Origin of the sequence: Flavobacterium piscisymbiosum (assembly GCF_020905295.1) — a bacterium.
Classification (GTDB): Bacteria; Bacteroidota; Bacteroidia; order Flavobacteriales; family Flavobacteriaceae; genus Flavobacterium; species Flavobacterium piscisymbiosum.
The window spans coordinates 227005-243412 of record NZ_JAJJMM010000001.1; the positions used below are offsets into that span (position 1 = coordinate 227005).

General features: G+C 33.8%; 15 protein-coding genes. 12 read left to right on the top strand and 3 right to left on the bottom strand.

Annotated elements, in window-relative coordinates:
• Window positions 1-452: 452 nt before the first annotated feature.
• Window positions 453-1619: an MFS transporter gene (locus tag LNP81_RS01140; protein WP_230032817.1), complete on the bottom strand. Its 1167-nt coding sequence runs from the start codon at window positions 1617-1619 to the stop codon at window positions 453-455.
• 102 nt (window positions 1620-1721) lie between these two features.
• On the opposite strand from LNP81_RS01140, the gene LNP81_RS01145 reads away from it, so the two are divergent.
• The 7 genes from LNP81_RS01145 to LNP81_RS01175 all read left to right on the top strand — a co-directional run bounded on the left by LNP81_RS01145 (window position 1722) and on the right by LNP81_RS01175 (window position 9589).
• Window positions 1722-2555: an AraC family transcriptional regulator gene (locus LNP81_RS01145; protein WP_230032819.1), complete on the top strand. Its 834-nt coding sequence runs from the start codon at window positions 1722-1724 to the stop codon at window positions 2553-2555.
• Window positions 2556-2627: 72 nt separating this feature from the next.
• On the top strand, window positions 2628-3011 hold the full coding sequence (locus LNP81_RS01150) for a hypothetical protein (RefSeq protein WP_230032821.1): 384 nt from the start codon (window positions 2628-2630) through the stop codon (window positions 3009-3011).
• A gap of 167 nt (window positions 3012-3178) precedes the next feature.
• Complete coding sequence (locus tag LNP81_RS01155) at window positions 3179-3709, top strand: DUF3347 domain-containing protein (protein WP_230032822.1); 531 nt, start codon at window positions 3179-3181, stop codon at window positions 3707-3709.
• Window positions 3710-3711: 2 nt separating this feature from the next.
• Entirely contained in the window at window positions 3712-4272 is a 561-nt protein-coding gene (locus LNP81_RS01160; protein WP_230032824.1) for an AraC family transcriptional regulator, read from the top strand.
• A gap of 233 nt (window positions 4273-4505) precedes the next feature.
• Window positions 4506-7040 carry a heavy metal translocating P-type ATPase gene (locus tag LNP81_RS01165; RefSeq protein WP_230032825.1) on the top strand — a complete coding sequence of 845 codons (2535 nt, stop codon included), beginning with the start codon at window positions 4506-4508 and terminating at the stop codon, window positions 7038-7040.
• A gap of 9 nt (window positions 7041-7049) precedes the next feature.
• Entirely contained in the window at window positions 7050-9302 is a 2253-nt protein-coding gene (locus tag LNP81_RS01170) for a multicopper oxidase family protein (protein WP_230032826.1), read from the top strand.
• Window positions 9303-9433: 131 nt separating this feature from the next.
• Window positions 9434-9589 carry a hypothetical protein gene (locus LNP81_RS01175; RefSeq protein ID WP_230032827.1) on the top strand — a complete coding sequence of 52 codons (156 nt, stop codon included), beginning with the start codon at window positions 9434-9436 and terminating at the stop codon, window positions 9587-9589.
• A gap of 347 nt (window positions 9590-9936) precedes the next feature.
• On the opposite strand, the gene LNP81_RS01180 is transcribed toward LNP81_RS01175, so the two are convergent.
• On the bottom strand, window positions 9937-10389 hold the full coding sequence (locus LNP81_RS01180) for a DUF4442 domain-containing protein (RefSeq protein ID WP_230032833.1): 453 nt from the start codon (window positions 10387-10389) through the stop codon (window positions 9937-9939).
• Between the two features lie 231 nt (window positions 10390-10620).
• On the opposite strand from LNP81_RS01180, the gene LNP81_RS01185 reads away from it, so the two are divergent.
• From LNP81_RS01185 to LNP81_RS01205, 5 genes are all read left to right on the top strand, one after another.
• Entirely contained in the window at window positions 10621-11100 is a 480-nt protein-coding gene (locus LNP81_RS01185) for a DUF4870 domain-containing protein (protein ID WP_230032835.1), read from the top strand.
• Between the two features lie 178 nt (window positions 11101-11278).
• Window positions 11279-11611, top strand: coding sequence for a PadR family transcriptional regulator (locus tag LNP81_RS01190; protein WP_008464689.1), 333 nt, complete (start codon window positions 11279-11281; stop codon window positions 11609-11611).
• 3 nt (window positions 11612-11614) lie between these two features.
• A complete protein-coding gene (locus LNP81_RS01195) occupies window positions 11615-13360 on the top strand; it encodes a PspC domain-containing protein (RefSeq protein ID WP_230032839.1) in 1746 nt (581 codons plus the stop codon).
• Window positions 13361-13363: 3 nt separating this feature from the next.
• Window positions 13364-14095: a head GIN domain-containing protein gene (locus tag LNP81_RS01200; protein ID WP_230032841.1), complete on the top strand. Its 732-nt coding sequence runs from the start codon at window positions 13364-13366 to the stop codon at window positions 14093-14095.
• Window positions 14096-14180: 85 nt separating this feature from the next.
• A complete protein-coding gene (locus LNP81_RS01205) occupies window positions 14181-15014 on the top strand; it encodes a GIN domain-containing protein (RefSeq protein ID WP_230032843.1) in 834 nt (277 codons plus the stop codon).
• Between the two features lie 150 nt (window positions 15015-15164).
• Here LNP81_RS01205 and trxB read toward each other — a convergent pair whose 3' ends face one another.
• Complete coding sequence (gene trxB / locus LNP81_RS01210) at window positions 15165-16112, bottom strand: thioredoxin-disulfide reductase (protein WP_230032844.1); 948 nt, start codon at window positions 16110-16112, stop codon at window positions 15165-15167.
• Window positions 16113-16408: the final 296 nt, after the last annotated feature.

Here is a 16408-nt window from a genome sequence, read left to right on the forward strand (position 1 = left end):
GCTCTTTTTTAGTGCGACAATAAAAAGTTGTAATCGATTACACAAACATAAATATTTTTTTTATATAAAAAGTTAAAATTCATAATAATTTCATAAATAAAATAAAGCATTAAAAATAAAACGCCCTTTTTATACGACTTATGTAATTTTAGCTAAATAAAAATATGAATTATATTATTGTTTTTTGTGAATTCATTGCGATTTTAAAGAAAAAACAATCGATTACATCGAGAAAAATTGCAAAATTATTAATGATCAAACAAGACGATAAAAATTCTTAAAAAAGGAAGTGTGAAACAAAAAAAGAAACTCTTCATATCCTCTTCTAGATTCATAAATAGAAATAAGAAATGGTTTAAACAGAAGAACTAATAAATCTTAGCACAAAAAAAGCCTTTAAACGATTCGGTTTAAAGGCTGTATAATAAAAAAATAAAATTTTTACATGTTACTTAAGCACGTTGCAATTGCAAATTACTTTTATGCTTTTGCATTAGAACGAAAGTAATTATCATTCCGATCACTGCCATTCCCAATCCAATTAAATTTGGAGAAGCATAACTATATCCAGCTGTCAAAGGCAAACCTCCTAAAAAGGCTCCTAAAGCATTCCCGATATTAAAGCTTCCCTGAAGTGCAGCTGAAGCAATCATTTCAGCATCTTTAGCCGTTTTGATCATTAACATTTGGATAGGCGCAATAACCGAAAAAGAAATAGCTCCTGTTAGAAAAGTCAGAAATAAAGAAACATATTGATTGGATGAAAATAAGTACACCAGAATCAAATCGATCGACATTACAAACAACAAAGCTAATACTGTTGGTGCTGGCGAATATTTATCGGCTAATTTACCTCCAAGGAAATTTCCAACCACCATACCTAAACCAGCTAAAATTAAAATATACGAAACATCTTCTGCTGAAAACTTAGAGACATTTATTAATAAAGGTGCGATGTAACTGATCCAGGCAAATAATCCTCCAAAACCAATTGCAGTAATACCGATGATTAACCAGGCTTCGGTTTTCTTAAAAAATTGCAATTGCGTTTTCATATTTACATTTCCGCTTTTTTCCAGATTTGGCATCCATAAAGAAATAAATAAAAACGTAAGCATACCAACAATAGCAATTAATATAAAAGTATAACGCCATATAAAATGATGTCCTATATAAGTACCAATAGGCACACCTATTAAATTGGCCAACGTTAGACCTGAGAACATAATTGCAATTGCCTGCGCTTCTTTACCTTTATCAGCCAGACGGCTTGCTACAACTGCTCCAACTCCAAAAAAGGCTCCGTGTGGCAATCCGGACAGAAATCTTGAGGCGAATAAAAAATTATAGGTAGGTGCGATAATAGAAAGCGCATTAAAAACAGTTAACATCAATGCTAAAATTAAAAGCATTTTTTTTGGCGGAAAGTTTCTTCCAAGGATGACTAATAAAGGAGCTCCAATAACAACGCCAAGTGCGTAAGCAGAAATTAAATATCCTGCAACCGGAATCGAGACTTTCATATCTGAGGCAATATCTGGCAACAAACCCATCATAACAAACTCGGTAATACCGATAGTTAATCCTCCTAATGAGAGTGCGATAAGACTTTTTTTCATTTGTTTTTACAAGAAAGGAATAGATTTTCTATGGTGCAAAGTTAACGCTGTTAAACAGAAAATTAGTTGTACATTTGCGATATAAACTTGTAAATTTAAGTTATGCCAATATTAAATCAATTCAAAACTCTGGTGATTGATGAATTTGAAGATGAGAAATTTCACCTTCCGCCACACACGCATACTTATTATGAAATTATTTACATCAAAAAAGGAAACGGCGTTCATCATCTAAACAACAACTTATTACCTTATAAAACAGGTGATCTTTTTGTGATTTCGCCAGAAGACGAGCATTATTTTGATATTAAAAAAAGTACTCGATTTTTCTATATTAAGTTTACCGATAATTATTTCAACTCGAAACAAAATCTTACTTGCGATGAATTTTTAATTCATACCCCGGAAAGTTTCATGCGCGATAAAACATTAAAAGAAACCGTCCTTAAACTAGATGATCCTTGTAAAACAATATTAAAAAACACAATCGAAAACATTGCTGCCTATAATTGCAAAACCGATGTTTCTACCTCGCCTATTGTATTTTACCAGATTCTTTCGATTTTCGGGTTAATTAAAGAGACTATGCGCGGGCAGAATCTTGTCGTAAAAGGAAATTCAATTGATAACGAACAAATCACATCTTATATTCATCAGAATATTTATCAGCCAAAACTGGTTCAGATAAAGGTTATTGCGAATCATTTTAATATTGCAGAAACCTATTTTAGTGCTTATTTCAAAAGAACATTCTCTATCAGTTATCGCGAATATATTCATAATTTGAGAACTACTCTGATCGAAAAACGAATTCACAACAATCAGCTTCCTATTAAACAAATAGCGTATGAGTTTGGTTTTACAGATGAAAGTCATCTTTCGAACTATTTTAAAAAAAGAAAAAACATGAAACCGACAGATTTCAAAAAAACTTAAAATTGGAAATCTTAAATATATAGTTGCTCTTAAAAAAAATATCTAAATTTGTACTTTCAAAAAACAATTTCATTGACTAAGAAATTCCACATATTATTTCTCTTTTTAACTCTTGGCTTCTTTTTGATGTCCAATTCGGGTTATGCTTGTGGAAGAACTGAAGAGAAAATGTCATGCGAAAAAAAGGAAACTTCAAAAAAAGAAAGTACAGATTCTTGCCAGAAGGATTGTTGTAAGAAAACCAAAGAAGATAAAAAAGGCCAACATGGCTGCAACGGAAAATGCGACCATTCAGGTTGTACAACTTCATTTCTGCAATTGAGCCTGATCACAAACGAAATTGATTTAAGCAATAATCTTTTTAATTTTTCTACAAAAAAACAAATCTCATACTACAATAATGCTAGTATTTCTGATGGTTTTACTTCGATCTGGTTACCACCAAAAATAAAATAATTCTATTTCTGACAGCCATAATTATATTTAGCTGTTAAGGCTCTAAAGTTCTAAGAAAAAATCAAACTTTGCGTCACTGGGACTTTGCGGGATTAAACATTCAATTAAAAAATAAAATTATTTAACTTAGAGGATAAATTCACATTCTCTATCAAAAATCACATACAATGAAAAATACAATTTCAACTATAGCAGTAGTAATCACATTATTATTTTCTGCAAATACTATTCAGGCAACTACCATAAAAACAGCAATAACTACAAATGAAGATGTTGATTCTAGTCAGTTACAAACTGTTTATGATGCTTATTTTACAGTAAAAGATGCTTTAATAAAAAGCGATGCGAAATTAACTTCGGCGAAAGCCAATGATTTATTAGCTGCAATTACTGCAGTAAAAATGGACAAACTAAAAAGTAATGAGCATACTGTTTGGATGAAAGTGGTAAAAAAATTAACCGCTGATGCCAAAAGCATTTCAGGTACTTCAGATCTAAAAAAACAACGTGAAACTTTTAAATCACTTTCAAAAAACACCTACGATTTAATTAAAGTTTCTAAATCTGATGTCGCTGTTTACAAACAATATTGCCCAATGGCAGATGCTGACTGGTTAAGCAAAGAAAAAGCAGTTAAGAATCCGTATTACGGTTCTTCGATGCTGACTTGCGGAAACGTGGTAGAAACCATCAAATAAATATGACACTCTACATCAAAAACATGGTGTGTGGTCGCTGTAAAATGGTTGTGAAGTCTGAGTTGGATAAACTCGGACTTCAGACTATTGCTGTTGAATTAGGCGAAGTCGAACTGCAAGATAATATTACCGATTCTCAGAAAGAAGTTTTACTTAAAAATCTGCAAGCTTTGGGTTTTGATCTTATTGATGATAAAAAAAGTAAAACCATTGAGAAAATTAAAAATCTAATTGTCGATTTGGTTCATCATAAAAACAACGAACTCAAAGTTAATTTGTCTGATTATTTGGTTGAAAACCTCAACCAGGATTATAGCACACTAAGTAATCTGTTCTCGGAAATTGAAAATACTACGATCGAAAAATACTTTATCAGCCAAAAAATAGAAAAGGTAAAAGAGCTTTTGATTTATAATGAACTTTCGCTAAGCGAAATTGCTGATATGTTAAACTATAGCAATGTTGCTCATTTAAGTAATCAGTTCAAGAAAATTACTGGTTTCACGCCTACTTATTTCAAACAATTGAAAGATAAAAAACGCATTCAAATAGAGAATTTGTAAATTTTATTTAACCGCAAAGGGCGCAAAGATTTACGCAAGGTTAGCAAAGTTATTTTAGACAAAGCTTTGCGAACTTAGCGTTTTTATAAAACCAAGCATATCCCAAAAAACTTTGCGCCCTTTGCGGTTAAATACTCTTTCCTAAATATTACAAATCATTCTCATAATTATACAAACCGTTGTAGATCTTACTTCGGAAATTTGCATTGTAATACCTTAAAAAACAAAAAACAATGACTCATCAATATATAATTTCAGGAATGTCGTGCGATGGCTGCCGAAAAAAAGTAGAAAAAACTTTGAACTCAGTAGAAGGAATTCAGGCCGAAGTGACTTTAAATCCTCCATTGGCAACTATTACAATGGAAAAACATGTTGCCACTGAAAAATTTCAGGAAGTCTTAACCGAAGCCGGAAAATATACTATTGAGATGACTTCATCTAAAAACACAACAGAAACTCCTGTTAAATCCTGTTGTTCCAGCCAAAACAAAGACAATCATGCCGGTCATGATCATAAAAAAAAAGTTGTAACTCATAATCATAACGCAACCGGAGTTTTTTACTGCCCAATGCATTGCGAAGGCGATAAAACGTATAATAAACCCGGGGACTGTCCGGTTTGTGGTATGGATTTGGTACCTCAAATTGCTATTGGCGCACAATTTACCTGCCCAATGCATCCGGAAGTTATTTCGAATGAACTGGGCGACTGCCCAATCTGCGGTATGGATTTAGTTCCGATGCAGGCATCTGAATCTGAAGAAAACAAAACGTATACTGAATTGCTAAGGAAAATGAAGATTGCGACATTGTTCACGCTTCCTATTTTCATTATCTCAATGTCAGAAATGATTCCGAACAATCCTCTTTTTAACATTATGTCGATTGAAAAATGGAACTGGGTTCAGTTTCTGTTTTCAATTCCGGTTTTATTTTACGCCGGATGGATGTTTTTTGTTCGTGCCTATAAATCTATTATCAGCTGGAATTTAAACATGTTTACTTTAATCGGAATTGGAACCAGCGTTGCCTTTCTTTTTAGCGTGGCTGGAATGTTTTTTCCTGATCTTTTTCCATCTGAATTCAAATCGCATCACGGAACCATTCATTTGTATTTTGAAGCCGCCACGGTTATTATTACGTTAGTTTTATTAGGACAGCTATTAGAAGCCAAAGCTCACGGACAAACCAATGGCGCGATTAAAGAATTACTGAAATTAGCACCAACCGAAGCCACTTTGGTAGAAAACGGAAACGACAGAACAATTTCTATTCACGATATTAAAAAAGGTGATTTATTGCGAGTAAAACCTGGAGAAAAAATTCCGGTTGACGGAAAAATAACTTCTGGAGAAAGCAGTATTGATGAAGCCATGATTACCGGAGAACCCATTCCGGTTGATAAAAAAGCGGGCGACAATGTAATTTCGGGAACCATAAACGGAACCAAATCATTTGTCATGATTGCCGAAAAAGTAGGTTCAGAAACTTTGCTTTCGCAGATTATTCAAATGGTAAACGATGCAAGCCGTTCGAGAGCACCAATTCAAAAACTCGCCGACCGTGTTGCAAAGTATTTTGTTCCAACAGTAGTTGCCATTTCTATATTGACTTTTATTCTATGGGCGAAATTTGGTCCCGAACCTTCCTATATATATGGATTAATTAATGCGATTGCGGTTTTAATCATCGCCTGCCCTTGTGCTTTAGGGTTGGCAACACCAATGTCGGTTATGGTAGGAGTTGGAAAAGGCGCACAACACGGAATTTTAATTAAAAATGCCGAAGCGCTCGAAAACATGAATAAAATCGATGTTTTAATTACAGATAAAACAGGAACTATTACTGAAGGAAAACCAACAGTAGAAAAAATTTATGCGATCGATAATAACGAAGATATTCTGTTGCAAAACATTGCTTCGCTAAATCAGCATAGTGAGCATCCTTTGGCGCAAGCCGTTGTTAATTTTGCTAAAGCTAAAAACCAACAATTACTTGAAGTTCCGGATTTTGAAGCTGTTGCCGGAAAAGGAGTTTTAGGAACGGTTAACAACTCGAAAATCGCATTAGGAAATAAAAAACTAATGGAACAGATTAACGCTTCGGTTTCTGATGATCTTGAAAGCAAAATTACAGCCGAGCAAAATCTTGGAAAAACGGTTTCTTACATTGCCGTAAACAATATTATTTCGGGTTATGTAACCATTACAGATGCCATAAAAGTAAACAGTGCAAAAGCAATTAAAGATTTAATCGATCAGGGCGTTGAAGTTATTATGCTTACGGGCGATAACAAAAACACGGCAAAAGCAGTAGCTGATCAGCTTCATTTAAGTTCTTTTAAAGCCGATTGTCTTCCTGAAGATAAACTGAGAGAAATTGAACGTTTACAAGCTGAAGGAAAAATTGTTGCCATGGCCGGCGACGGAATTAACGATGCTCCGGCTTTAGCCAAAGCAGATATCGGGATTGCAATGGGAACCGGAACCGACGTTGCCATTGAAAGTGCTAAAATAACGCTTGTAAAAGGAGATTTAAATGGCATTGTAAAAGCTAAAAAGCTGAGCTTTTCGGTTATGAAAAATATTAAGCAAAATCTGTTTTTTGCCTTTATATACAATGTTTTAGGAGTTCCAATTGCGGCGGGAATTTTATATCCTGTATTCGGAATTTTGCTTTCGCCGATGTTAGCCGCTTTGGCAATGAGTTTAAGCTCTGTTTCGGTGATTGTAAATGCTTTGCGATTGCGAAACCTCAACCTTTAAAAAATCAATATGAAATTACATATTACTATAATTGCCTTTTTGATTGCCTTAAGTTCAAGTGCACAAAAAGTAGTTCGTTACGATTTGCATGTTCGTGATACGATTGTTAATTTTTCCGGAAAAGAAAAACGCGCGATCGCAGTCAACGGACAAATTCCGATGCCAACATTAACTTTTACCGAAGGTGATATTGCTGAGATTTATGTGCATAACGATTTAAAAAAAGAAAATACTGCACTGCATTGGCACGGATTATTTCTTCCGAATAAAGAAGATGGCGTTCCGTATTTAACACAAATGCCGATTAAGCCGGGAACGACTCATAAATACACTTTCCCAATTATCCAGAACGGAACGTATTGGTATCACAGCCATTCAGGTTTACAGGAACAAATTGGTTTGTACGGGCTTTTCATCATTAATAAAAAGAAAGACGATTCTACTTTTAGAAAAGGAATTGACGATTTACCGACTGTTCCGGTTATTTTGAGCGAATGGACGGATCTAAAACCGGAGAATGTACAGCGAATGTTACACAATGCCAATGATTGGTTTGCTATTAAAAAAGGGACAACGCAAAGTTATGCCGAAGCGATCAAAAAAGGTCAGTTTTCGACGAAAGTCACCAATGAATGGAAACGTATGAATGCCATGGACGTGAGTGATGTTTATTATGAAAAATTTCTGATTAATGGAAAAAATGAAGATCAGCTTTCGCAGTTTAAAGCCGGAGACAAAGTAAGATTGAGAATTGCAAATGGCGGTGCTTCGAGTTATTTCTGGCTGACTTATGGCGGTGGAAAAATAACTGTTGTAGCGAGTGACGGTAATGATGTTGAACCTGTAGAAGTCGACCGATTGATTATTGCCGTTTCTGAAACTTATGATGTTGTCGTTACCATTCCTGAAGATCATAAATCCTTTGCTTTTTTGGCTACAGCCGAAGACAGAACCGGATCTGCTTCTTTATTTTTAGGTGAAGGAACCAAACAATCTGTTTCTCATCTTCCGAAATTAAAGTATTTTGAAGGGATGAAAATGATGAACGATATGATGAAGATGAACGGAGAAATGAATGACATGGGGATGAAAATGTCTTTGAACAAAATGGACATGAACGCGGTTATGTATCCTGAAATTTCCGGCGAAGAGGAATCTGCAAAAACCGAAGATCATTCTATGCATAATATGGAAGACATGAAAATGGAGGATATGAAAATGTCAAGCGATACAACAGAAACTGCCGAGATTACGACTTTGAATTACGGAATGCTAAAATCTCCAACAAAAACAACGTTACCAAAAGATGCTCCGGTAAAAGAATTACGTTTTGAATTATCAGGAAACATGAACCGTTACGTTTGGAGTCTGGACAATAAAGTGATTTCTGAAACGGATAAAATCTTAATTAAAAAAGGTGAAACCGTTCGGATTACCTTGTACAACGGATCAATGATGCGTCACCCGATGCATTTACACGGACACGATTTTAGGATTATAAACGAGCATGGTGATTATTCTCCGCTAAAAAATGTAATTGATATTATGCCTATGGAAACCGACACTATCGAGTTTCAGGCAAATGCTGATGGAGATTGGTTTTTCCACTGTCATATCTTATATCACATGATGGCTGGAATGGGACGTATTTTTACTTATGAAAACTCAGCTCCAAATCCGTTGATTCATGACCCGAAAATGGCGTACAAAATGCTAAAAATGGATGATCGTATGTTTCATTTTATGGCCGAAAATGATTTTGCCTCAAACGGAAACGACGGTGAAGCCATGTACAGCAACACGCGATGGAGTATTGGAACCGAATGGAGATTGGGTTATAATAATGAACACGGTTATGAAACGGAAACTCATATTGGTAGATATATTGGCAAAATGCAATGGTTTATGCCTTTTATAGGTTTTGACTGGCGTTACAGAAAAATGGGAATGGACGAACAGGAACAAAATATGTTCGGACAAAAGAATACCAAAGACAATCGTTCGGTTTTTAGTGTAGGTATGGAATATACACTGCCAATGCTTGTAAAAGCCCAGGTTGAAATGTATACTGATGGAAATGTGAGAATTCAATTTGAACGAAAAGATATTCCGCTTTCGAGACGTTTGCGAATGAATTTGATGTGGAATACAGATAAGGAATATATGGCAGGGTTAAAATATATTGCCGGAAGAAACTTCGGAATCACAACACATTACGACAGCGATATGGGAATTGGTTTTGGAGTGAATCTGAATTATTAACAATAATTTTAATACTATTTTGATTGCATTAACTTATCGTTGACAATTTCGAAAACTAAATCGTATTATATTTGAATCATCAGCATTTAATCAAAAAAAGAAAAATATCTAACAACTAAATTATATTAAAAATGAAAAAATTATTTACCGTTTTAGCCATCGCTTTATTTACAATTGGATTACAAGCGCAAGACACAAAACCAGCTCCTAAAAAAGAAAAAGCGAAAAAAGAAGCTTGTTCTAAAAAATCAGGTGACAAAGACAAAAAATGTTGTTCTAAAAAATAGTAGCAACATCATTTTACCAAAAAGGCTTCGAATATATTCGAGGCCTTTTCTTTTTATGTTTCTTTTGCCACTGATCTCACAGATTAAAAAGATTTTTAAAAGTCCCGTAATCACAATCTTGTCATCCCGAGGAACGAGGGATCTCCGCCAGAAACTAACGCAAAGTATTTTTCATTAAACTGTCGAACTGCTTGTGGAGATCCCTCGTTCGGGATAACAAAAATGCGTATATTAATTTCGCGACAAAAAAATTATACATCAACTTTGAGAAAGTTTCAAACTTTGTCAAAGTTCATCGCCTAGAAATCCTTTTAATCCTTTAATCTGTGGCAAAAAATTTTAGAAACTTATTTCAATCTAACACTCCATTCAAAATCCATTTCAGAAACCTGAACTCCTTCTTCGTTTGTTCCTACAGATTTCATCCAGAAGGTTTGGCCCTCGCCTGTTGCTATTGTTCTTTGAATTGCTTCGGCAATTAAATGTCCGTCATTGCAAACGAATGTGATTCTGCCAGTGGCTTTTTTTGTAAAGTTTCCTTTATTATTGGCTACGAGCATTGATATTTTTTTTCCGCTTTGCTGAATTTGAGAGATGACCAATGCTCCGGTTGTTAACTCTGCTGCCATTGCCTGAACTGCAAAATACATCGAGTTAAAAGGATTTTGATTGATCCATCTGTGTTTTACGCTTACCACGCATCTATCTTCGTCGATTGCCTTTACACGTACACCGCAAAAGTATGCTGATGGTAATTTGAATAATACAAATTTGTTGAGTTTAGAAACTGATATTGCCATGGTATTTATTTTTTTATGTAAAAATACAAAAAAACTATGCACGCACAATAAATCGCAATTACTTTCCTAAAAAGTCAGCAAAATCAGGTATTTTCAATGATTTTCAATACATTATCGGCAATTTCAAAACTTTAATTTTGTTAAAATTTTGTTAACATTTGGTACTATGCAAAACAAGATACTGTCTTTTAGACATATATTTGCATAAGAAAATACTATATACTTTTAATCATGGAAACAACAACGCCACTCATCATGGAAACAACAACAGAAAGAAACGTCGCAACGTTCACACATCTAAGTACATTAAGTCAATATATCATTCCGTTTGGGAATTACATTTTCCCAATTTTGATCTGGACGAGTTACAAAGACAAATCAGAATTTGTAAATTTTAATGGAAAACAAACTTTAAATTTTCAATTGAGTCTTTTGCTTTATACTTTGATTTTAGCTTTAATTGCCATTCCGATTTTTGCATTCGTGCTTTTAAAAAACCTACCAATCAATACGGTTTTTAACGATGAAGATTTAATCATCAGAAATCTAAACATCGACGGAAATATTGGAATTTTAAGTATTGGGGCAACAGCGGTTTTACTTTTTGGATTGTTAAAATTTGTTGAATTCTTTTTAGTGATTTACGCTTCGATAAAAACTTCAAACGGAGAATTATACAAATATCCGCTTACGATTCCTTTTATAAAGTAATCATTATTTTATGAAGCACTTCGACCAGTGTGACATAAAGAATTAAAAGTTATAGTCGAAACTTTACAAGCAATCAACAAGAATCGTTTCGAACTCAATCATCAATCAAAATCATCATCAATCAATCATCATCAATCAAAAAACGAATTGTTCAATCTAAAAAAAACAAAATGAAATTATGAACATTGAAAACACAAAAGCACAGATGCGCAAAGGTGTTCTTGAGTTTTGCATCTTATCGGTTCTAAAAGAAAAAGACGCATACACATCAGAAATATTAGACACTTTAAAAAACGCAAAATTACTAGTTGTTGAGGGAACAGTTTACCCACTTCTAACCAGGCTGAAAAACGACGGTTTGCTTAATTATCGTTGGGAAGAATCTACTTCAGGACCACCTCGAAAATATTATGGATTAACCGAAATAGGACAAACATTTTTAAACGAACTTAGCGGAACATGGACTGAATTGTCTGACGCCGTAAATCTAATCACCAATCAAAATCAATAAGTCATGAACAAAACAGTAAATATTAACTTAGGCGGTATGGTTTTTCATATAGATGAAGACGCATATTTAAAATTGACACGCTATTTTGACGCTATAAAACGATCATTGAACAACTCATCTGGACAAGATGAAATTATTAAAGATATCGAAATGCGTGTTTCTGAATTATTATTGGAGAAACAAAAAAGCGACAAGCATGTTGTAGGACTGAAAGATGTTGATGAAGTGATTGTTGTAATGGGACAACCGGAAGATTATATCCTTGAAGACGAAGAAAAAACAAATCAGTCTTTTAATGACTATAATACGACCAGAAAACATAAAAAATTATATCGCGACAAAGAAAAAGGTATGATTGGTGGTGTAGCAACTGGTTTAGGACACTATTTTGGAATTGACGCTGTGTGGATAAAAATTATCTTTTTAATATTTGTTTTTGCAGGTTTTGGAACAGGAATTTTAGCTTATTTCGTTCTTTGGATCGTAACACCGGAAGCGGTAACAACATCTGAAAAACTGGAAATGACTGGTGAACCGGTTACGATTTCGAACATAGAGAAAAAAGTTCGTGAGGAAATTGAAAACTTATCTGATAAATTCAAAAATGCAGATTATGACGCAATGGGAAACCAGGTAAAGTCGGGAGCTGAGAGAATAAGTAGTTCATTTGGAGACTTTATTATGACGGTTTTTAAAATCTTCGCTAAGTTTTTGGGAGTAATCCTGATCGTGTCCGGAATTAGTGTTTTGATCGCTTTATTGATTGGAGTTTTTACTTTAGGAACAAACATCTTTATCGATTTTCCTTGGCAAAACTTCGTTGAAGCAGGAAACTTTACTGATTATCCTATCTGGTCATTTGGTTTATTAATGTTCTTTGCAGTTGGAATTCCGTTTTTCTTTTTGACACTTTTAGGTTTCAAATTGTTATCTCCAAACTTAAAATCTATCGGGAATATTGTAAAATATACTTTGCTAGCGATTTGGATTATCTCGGTTGCAATTGCAATTAGTATTGGAATCAAACAAGCGACCGAAATTTCATACGACAATAAAACCGTTGAGAAAAAAGTACTTAACATTACGACAAAAGATACTTTGTTTGTAAAATTTAGATACAATGATTATTATGCTAAAGATCTAAATCACCATAGAGAATTTGAATTTGTACAAGATTCTGCTAACAATCAATTGTTGTATTCAAATGATGTTCGTTTACATGTTTTGCGTACGGATGAAGCTGCTCCTTATATTCAGATAGAAAAAAGTGCAAGAGGTAATTCGTTTATCTCAGCAAAACAAAGAGCAGAAAAAATTAATTACAAATTTCAGATCAACGGTAATCATTTAGTTTTGGATAATTATTTTCTTACCGATGTAAAAAATAAATTCAGAGGTCAGGAAGTTGACATATATTTGTATTTACCTGAAGGTCAATTGTTCAAACCAGATGCATCTATACAAGAATATGATGACTCTGAAAATGAAGTTTTCAACTTACACTTTAGTGGTAATTACGACTATAAAGTAGAAGGTTCAAAAATTAAATGTCTGAATTGTCCATCTAACGAAAATGATTATAAAAATGACAATGAAAACAATTATGATTCAGATGAAGAAACTCAGACTGAGAATGACACAGTAAATGAGGTTTCGGTTAAAATTAATGGAAAAGAAATTTTAAACGGAAAAAAAACCAAAGGCAGATTAACCACTGACAAAAACGGAGTTATAATCAAAATTAACTAAGCCATGATAAAAATAATCATTCATATTACGAAATTCATTGTTGCCACTATCACAGCACTATTGTTTGCCTCATGCAACTTTAATGTGAACTCAATTGAAGGAAGTGGAAATGTTACTACTGAAAAAAGAATTGTTCAGGGAGATTTTACAAAAATAGCTGTAAGCAATGCTATCGACCTGGTAATAGAACAATCTGACGCAACTGAAATTGTTGTTGAAGCGGATGATAATATTCAGAAAGACATTATTACAACAGTCGAAAACGGAACTTTGATCATTAAATCTAAACACAATTCGTTTAGAGTTACCAAGAAAAAAGTAACGGTAAAAATGCCTAAAATTAATAAGCTAGAAGCTTCAAGCGCTGCTACAGTAACAAACATAGGTGTTCTTCAGGGAGAAGATCTTGACATCGAAAGTTCAAGCGCTGCAACTATAAATATTAATTTAGAATTTGATACTATTACTTGCGATACCGGAAGCGGAAGTTCGATAAGAGTTGAAGGAAAAGCTTTAAAAATTAGAACTTCGGCCTCAAGTGGCTCCACTATTAGTGCCGAAAAATTAATGGTAAATGATGTGCAGGCAGAAGTTTCTAGTGGTGCACATACAAGTGTACATCCTATTGTAAGTTTAAAAGCCGAAGCACGCAGCGGAGGAAGTATCAATTACGATATTGCACCTAAGACAATCGAGAAAACTTCTAACTCAGGAGGAAGCATTAGCCAGGGGTAAAAGATATTTATCTGTTAAATATAAAAAAATCATTCATCGAAAGTGGATGATTTTTTTATATTTGTGAAAATCAAATCTAGAATTAATGAAAAAAAATACAGCCTTACTCCTATTATTATTGGTTACAACATTAACTTTTGGTCAAAGAAGAGAAAAAATAAAAGGATCTAAAATCGTAACCACTTCGGTAAAAGAAGTAGGAGAATTTGATGGGATTGAAGCCGATGATAATTTAGAAGTTTACCTTGAAAGAGGAGAAAAAAATGAAATAAAAATTGAAGCCGACGATAATTTACACGATATTATCGGTATGGATTTAAGAGAAAAAGTACTTCGTTTATACACTTCTAAAGAAAGTACTATTTTTAAAAAGCTAATTGTTCGCGTTACCTATACAAGTTCATTAAAAACTGTAATAGCCAAAAATGATGCTATCGTTTATGCTATTCAGGAACTTCAGTTAGACGATATTACATTTAATACTTTTGATTATGCTAAGTTATTCCTGAATGTAAATTCTAAAAAGTTTACCTTATTTGCTGATGATAAATCAAAAACCGAACTGAACTTAAAGTCTGAAGATGCAAATTTACAATTGAGTAAAAATTCCTCGATTAAAACATTGGTATCGGCTATAAAATTCAAATGTGACTTATATCAAAAATCGGTTGCCAATATTGAAGGAATTGCCGAAAAAGCTACGATTCGTTTAGATAATAATTCCATCTTTACAGGAATCAAATTTACTTTGAAAGATGCCAATATTACTGCAGAAAATTATGCTACAGGAAGTGTTTTAATAGAAACTACAGCCTCAATAGCGCTTGGAGATAAAGCGGAACTTTCTCTTTTAGGAAGTCCTGCTATTACGCTGACACGTTTTTCTGAAGAAGCTAAATTATTGAAGAAGATAAAGTAGAAAGTCTCAGTTTTCAGTTTCAGTTTTCAGTCTGAAACTTCTTAAATATAAAACAAACAAAAGTCCTATTCGCCGCGGCGAATAGGACTTTTTATTTTATAGCTCTATTCCTATTTCAATAAACTGAAAACTGAAACTGGGACTGAAAACTTATTCCTTAGACGCTAAATATCTCTCAGCATCTAATGCAGCCATACATCCTGTACCTGCAGCAGTAATTGCCTGACGGTATACGTGATCTGCAGCATCACCTGCTACAAAAACACCTGGTATATTGGTATTAGATGTTCCCGGAGTATTGATGATATAACCTGTTTCGTCAAGAGTAAGGTAGTCTTTAAAAATATCTGTATTTGGTTTGTGACCAATAGCAACGAAAAATCCTGTAGCAGAAATTTCAACAACTTCAGCGGTAGTTTTATTCAACGCTTTAATGCCGTGTACAACATTTCCATCTCCCAATACTTCAACAGTATCATGGTTTAATAAAATTTCTATATTTTCGGTTTTGCGAACGCGTTCTTCCATGATTTTAGAAGCTCTGAATTTTTCGCTTCTTACCAACATCGTTACTTTTTTACAAAGTTTAGACAAGTAATGTGCTTCTTCACAAGCAGAATCTCCTGCTCCAACAATTACAACTTCCTGATTACGGTAGAAAAAACCATCACAAACGGCACAAGCAGAAACTCCACCACCCATTTGTAAATAATGTTGTTCTGATGGTAATCCTAAATATTTAGCCGATGCTCCAGTAGAAATAATAACTGTTTCACAGTGCAATTCGATAGAATCGTTAATCCATACTTTATGAATATCTCCTGAAAAATCAACTTTTGTAGCCCAACCATCACGGATATCAGATCCGAAACGTTTTGCTTGCTCTTGTAATTGAACCATCATTTCTGGTCCTGTAACACCATCAACATAACCCGGGAAATTTTCTACTTCGTTAGTCGTAGTCAACTGACCACCAGGCTGCATTCCTTGATATAAAACTGGATTCATATTTGCTCTGGCAGCATAAATAGCAGCAGTATAACCTGCAGGACCAGAACCTATGATTAGGCATTTAATTTTTTCGATTGTATCTGACATAATATGATTCTATTAATAATTGATGGTGCAAAAGTAAGTTTTTATTGTTGGAATAAAGAACTCAATTAATCAGTTTTTGCTATTCTGAAATAGAGAATAGTGAATATGGTAGAAATAAAAATTCTTCGTGACATATCAATTCTAAATATTATAGATAAACACTGAAAAAAAATTATGTTTCGTAATTATTTCTTTACCGCAGAGATCGCAAAGGTTTCCCACAGAGTTCGCTAAGATTGGAGTTGTGTTAGACAATCTAAGTCCGCAAAGCTTTGTGTCCTTTGTGTTTTTACTTG

Bases quoted from the DNA above. Each gene is read 5' to 3' on its own strand.
- LNP81_RS01180 (WP_230032833.1), bottom strand. From the start codon at position 10,389: ATGGCAATATCAGTTTCTAAACTCAACAAATTTGTATTATTCAAATTA.
- LNP81_RS01205 (WP_230032843.1), top strand. From the start codon at position 14,181: ATGAAAAAAAATACAGCCTTACTCCTATTATTATTGGTTACAACATTA.
- LNP81_RS01155 (WP_230032822.1), top strand. From the start codon at position 3,179: ATGAAAAATACAATTTCAACTATAGCAGTAGTAATCACATTATTATTT.
- LNP81_RS01185 (WP_230032835.1), top strand. From the start codon at position 10,621: ATGGAAACAACAACGCCACTCATCATGGAAACAACAACAGAAAGAAAC.
- LNP81_RS01170 (WP_230032826.1), top strand. From the start codon at position 7,050: ATGAAATTACATATTACTATAATTGCCTTTTTGATTGCCTTAAGTTCA.
- LNP81_RS01190 (WP_008464689.1), top strand. From the start codon at position 11,279: ATGAACATTGAAAACACAAAAGCACAGATGCGCAAAGGTGTTCTTGAG.
- LNP81_RS01145 (WP_230032819.1), top strand. From the start codon at position 1,722: ATGCCAATATTAAATCAATTCAAAACTCTGGTGATTGATGAATTTGAA.
- LNP81_RS01160 (WP_230032824.1), top strand. From the start codon at position 3,712: ATGACACTCTACATCAAAAACATGGTGTGTGGTCGCTGTAAAATGGTT.
- LNP81_RS01195 (WP_230032839.1), top strand. From the start codon at position 11,615: ATGAACAAAACAGTAAATATTAACTTAGGCGGTATGGTTTTTCATATA.
- LNP81_RS01140 (WP_230032817.1), bottom strand. From the start codon at position 1,619: ATGAAAAAAAGTCTTATCGCACTCTCATTAGGAGGATTAACTATCGGT.
- trxB (WP_230032844.1), bottom strand. From the start codon at position 16,112: ATGTCAGATACAATCGAAAAAATTAAATGCCTAATCATAGGTTCTGGT.
- LNP81_RS01165 (WP_230032825.1), top strand. From the start codon at position 4,506: ATGACTCATCAATATATAATTTCAGGAATGTCGTGCGATGGCTGCCGA.
- LNP81_RS01175 (WP_230032827.1), top strand. From the start codon at position 9,434: ATGAAAAAATTATTTACCGTTTTAGCCATCGCTTTATTTACAATTGGA.
- LNP81_RS01200 (WP_230032841.1), top strand. From the start codon at position 13,364: ATGATAAAAATAATCATTCATATTACGAAATTCATTGTTGCCACTATC.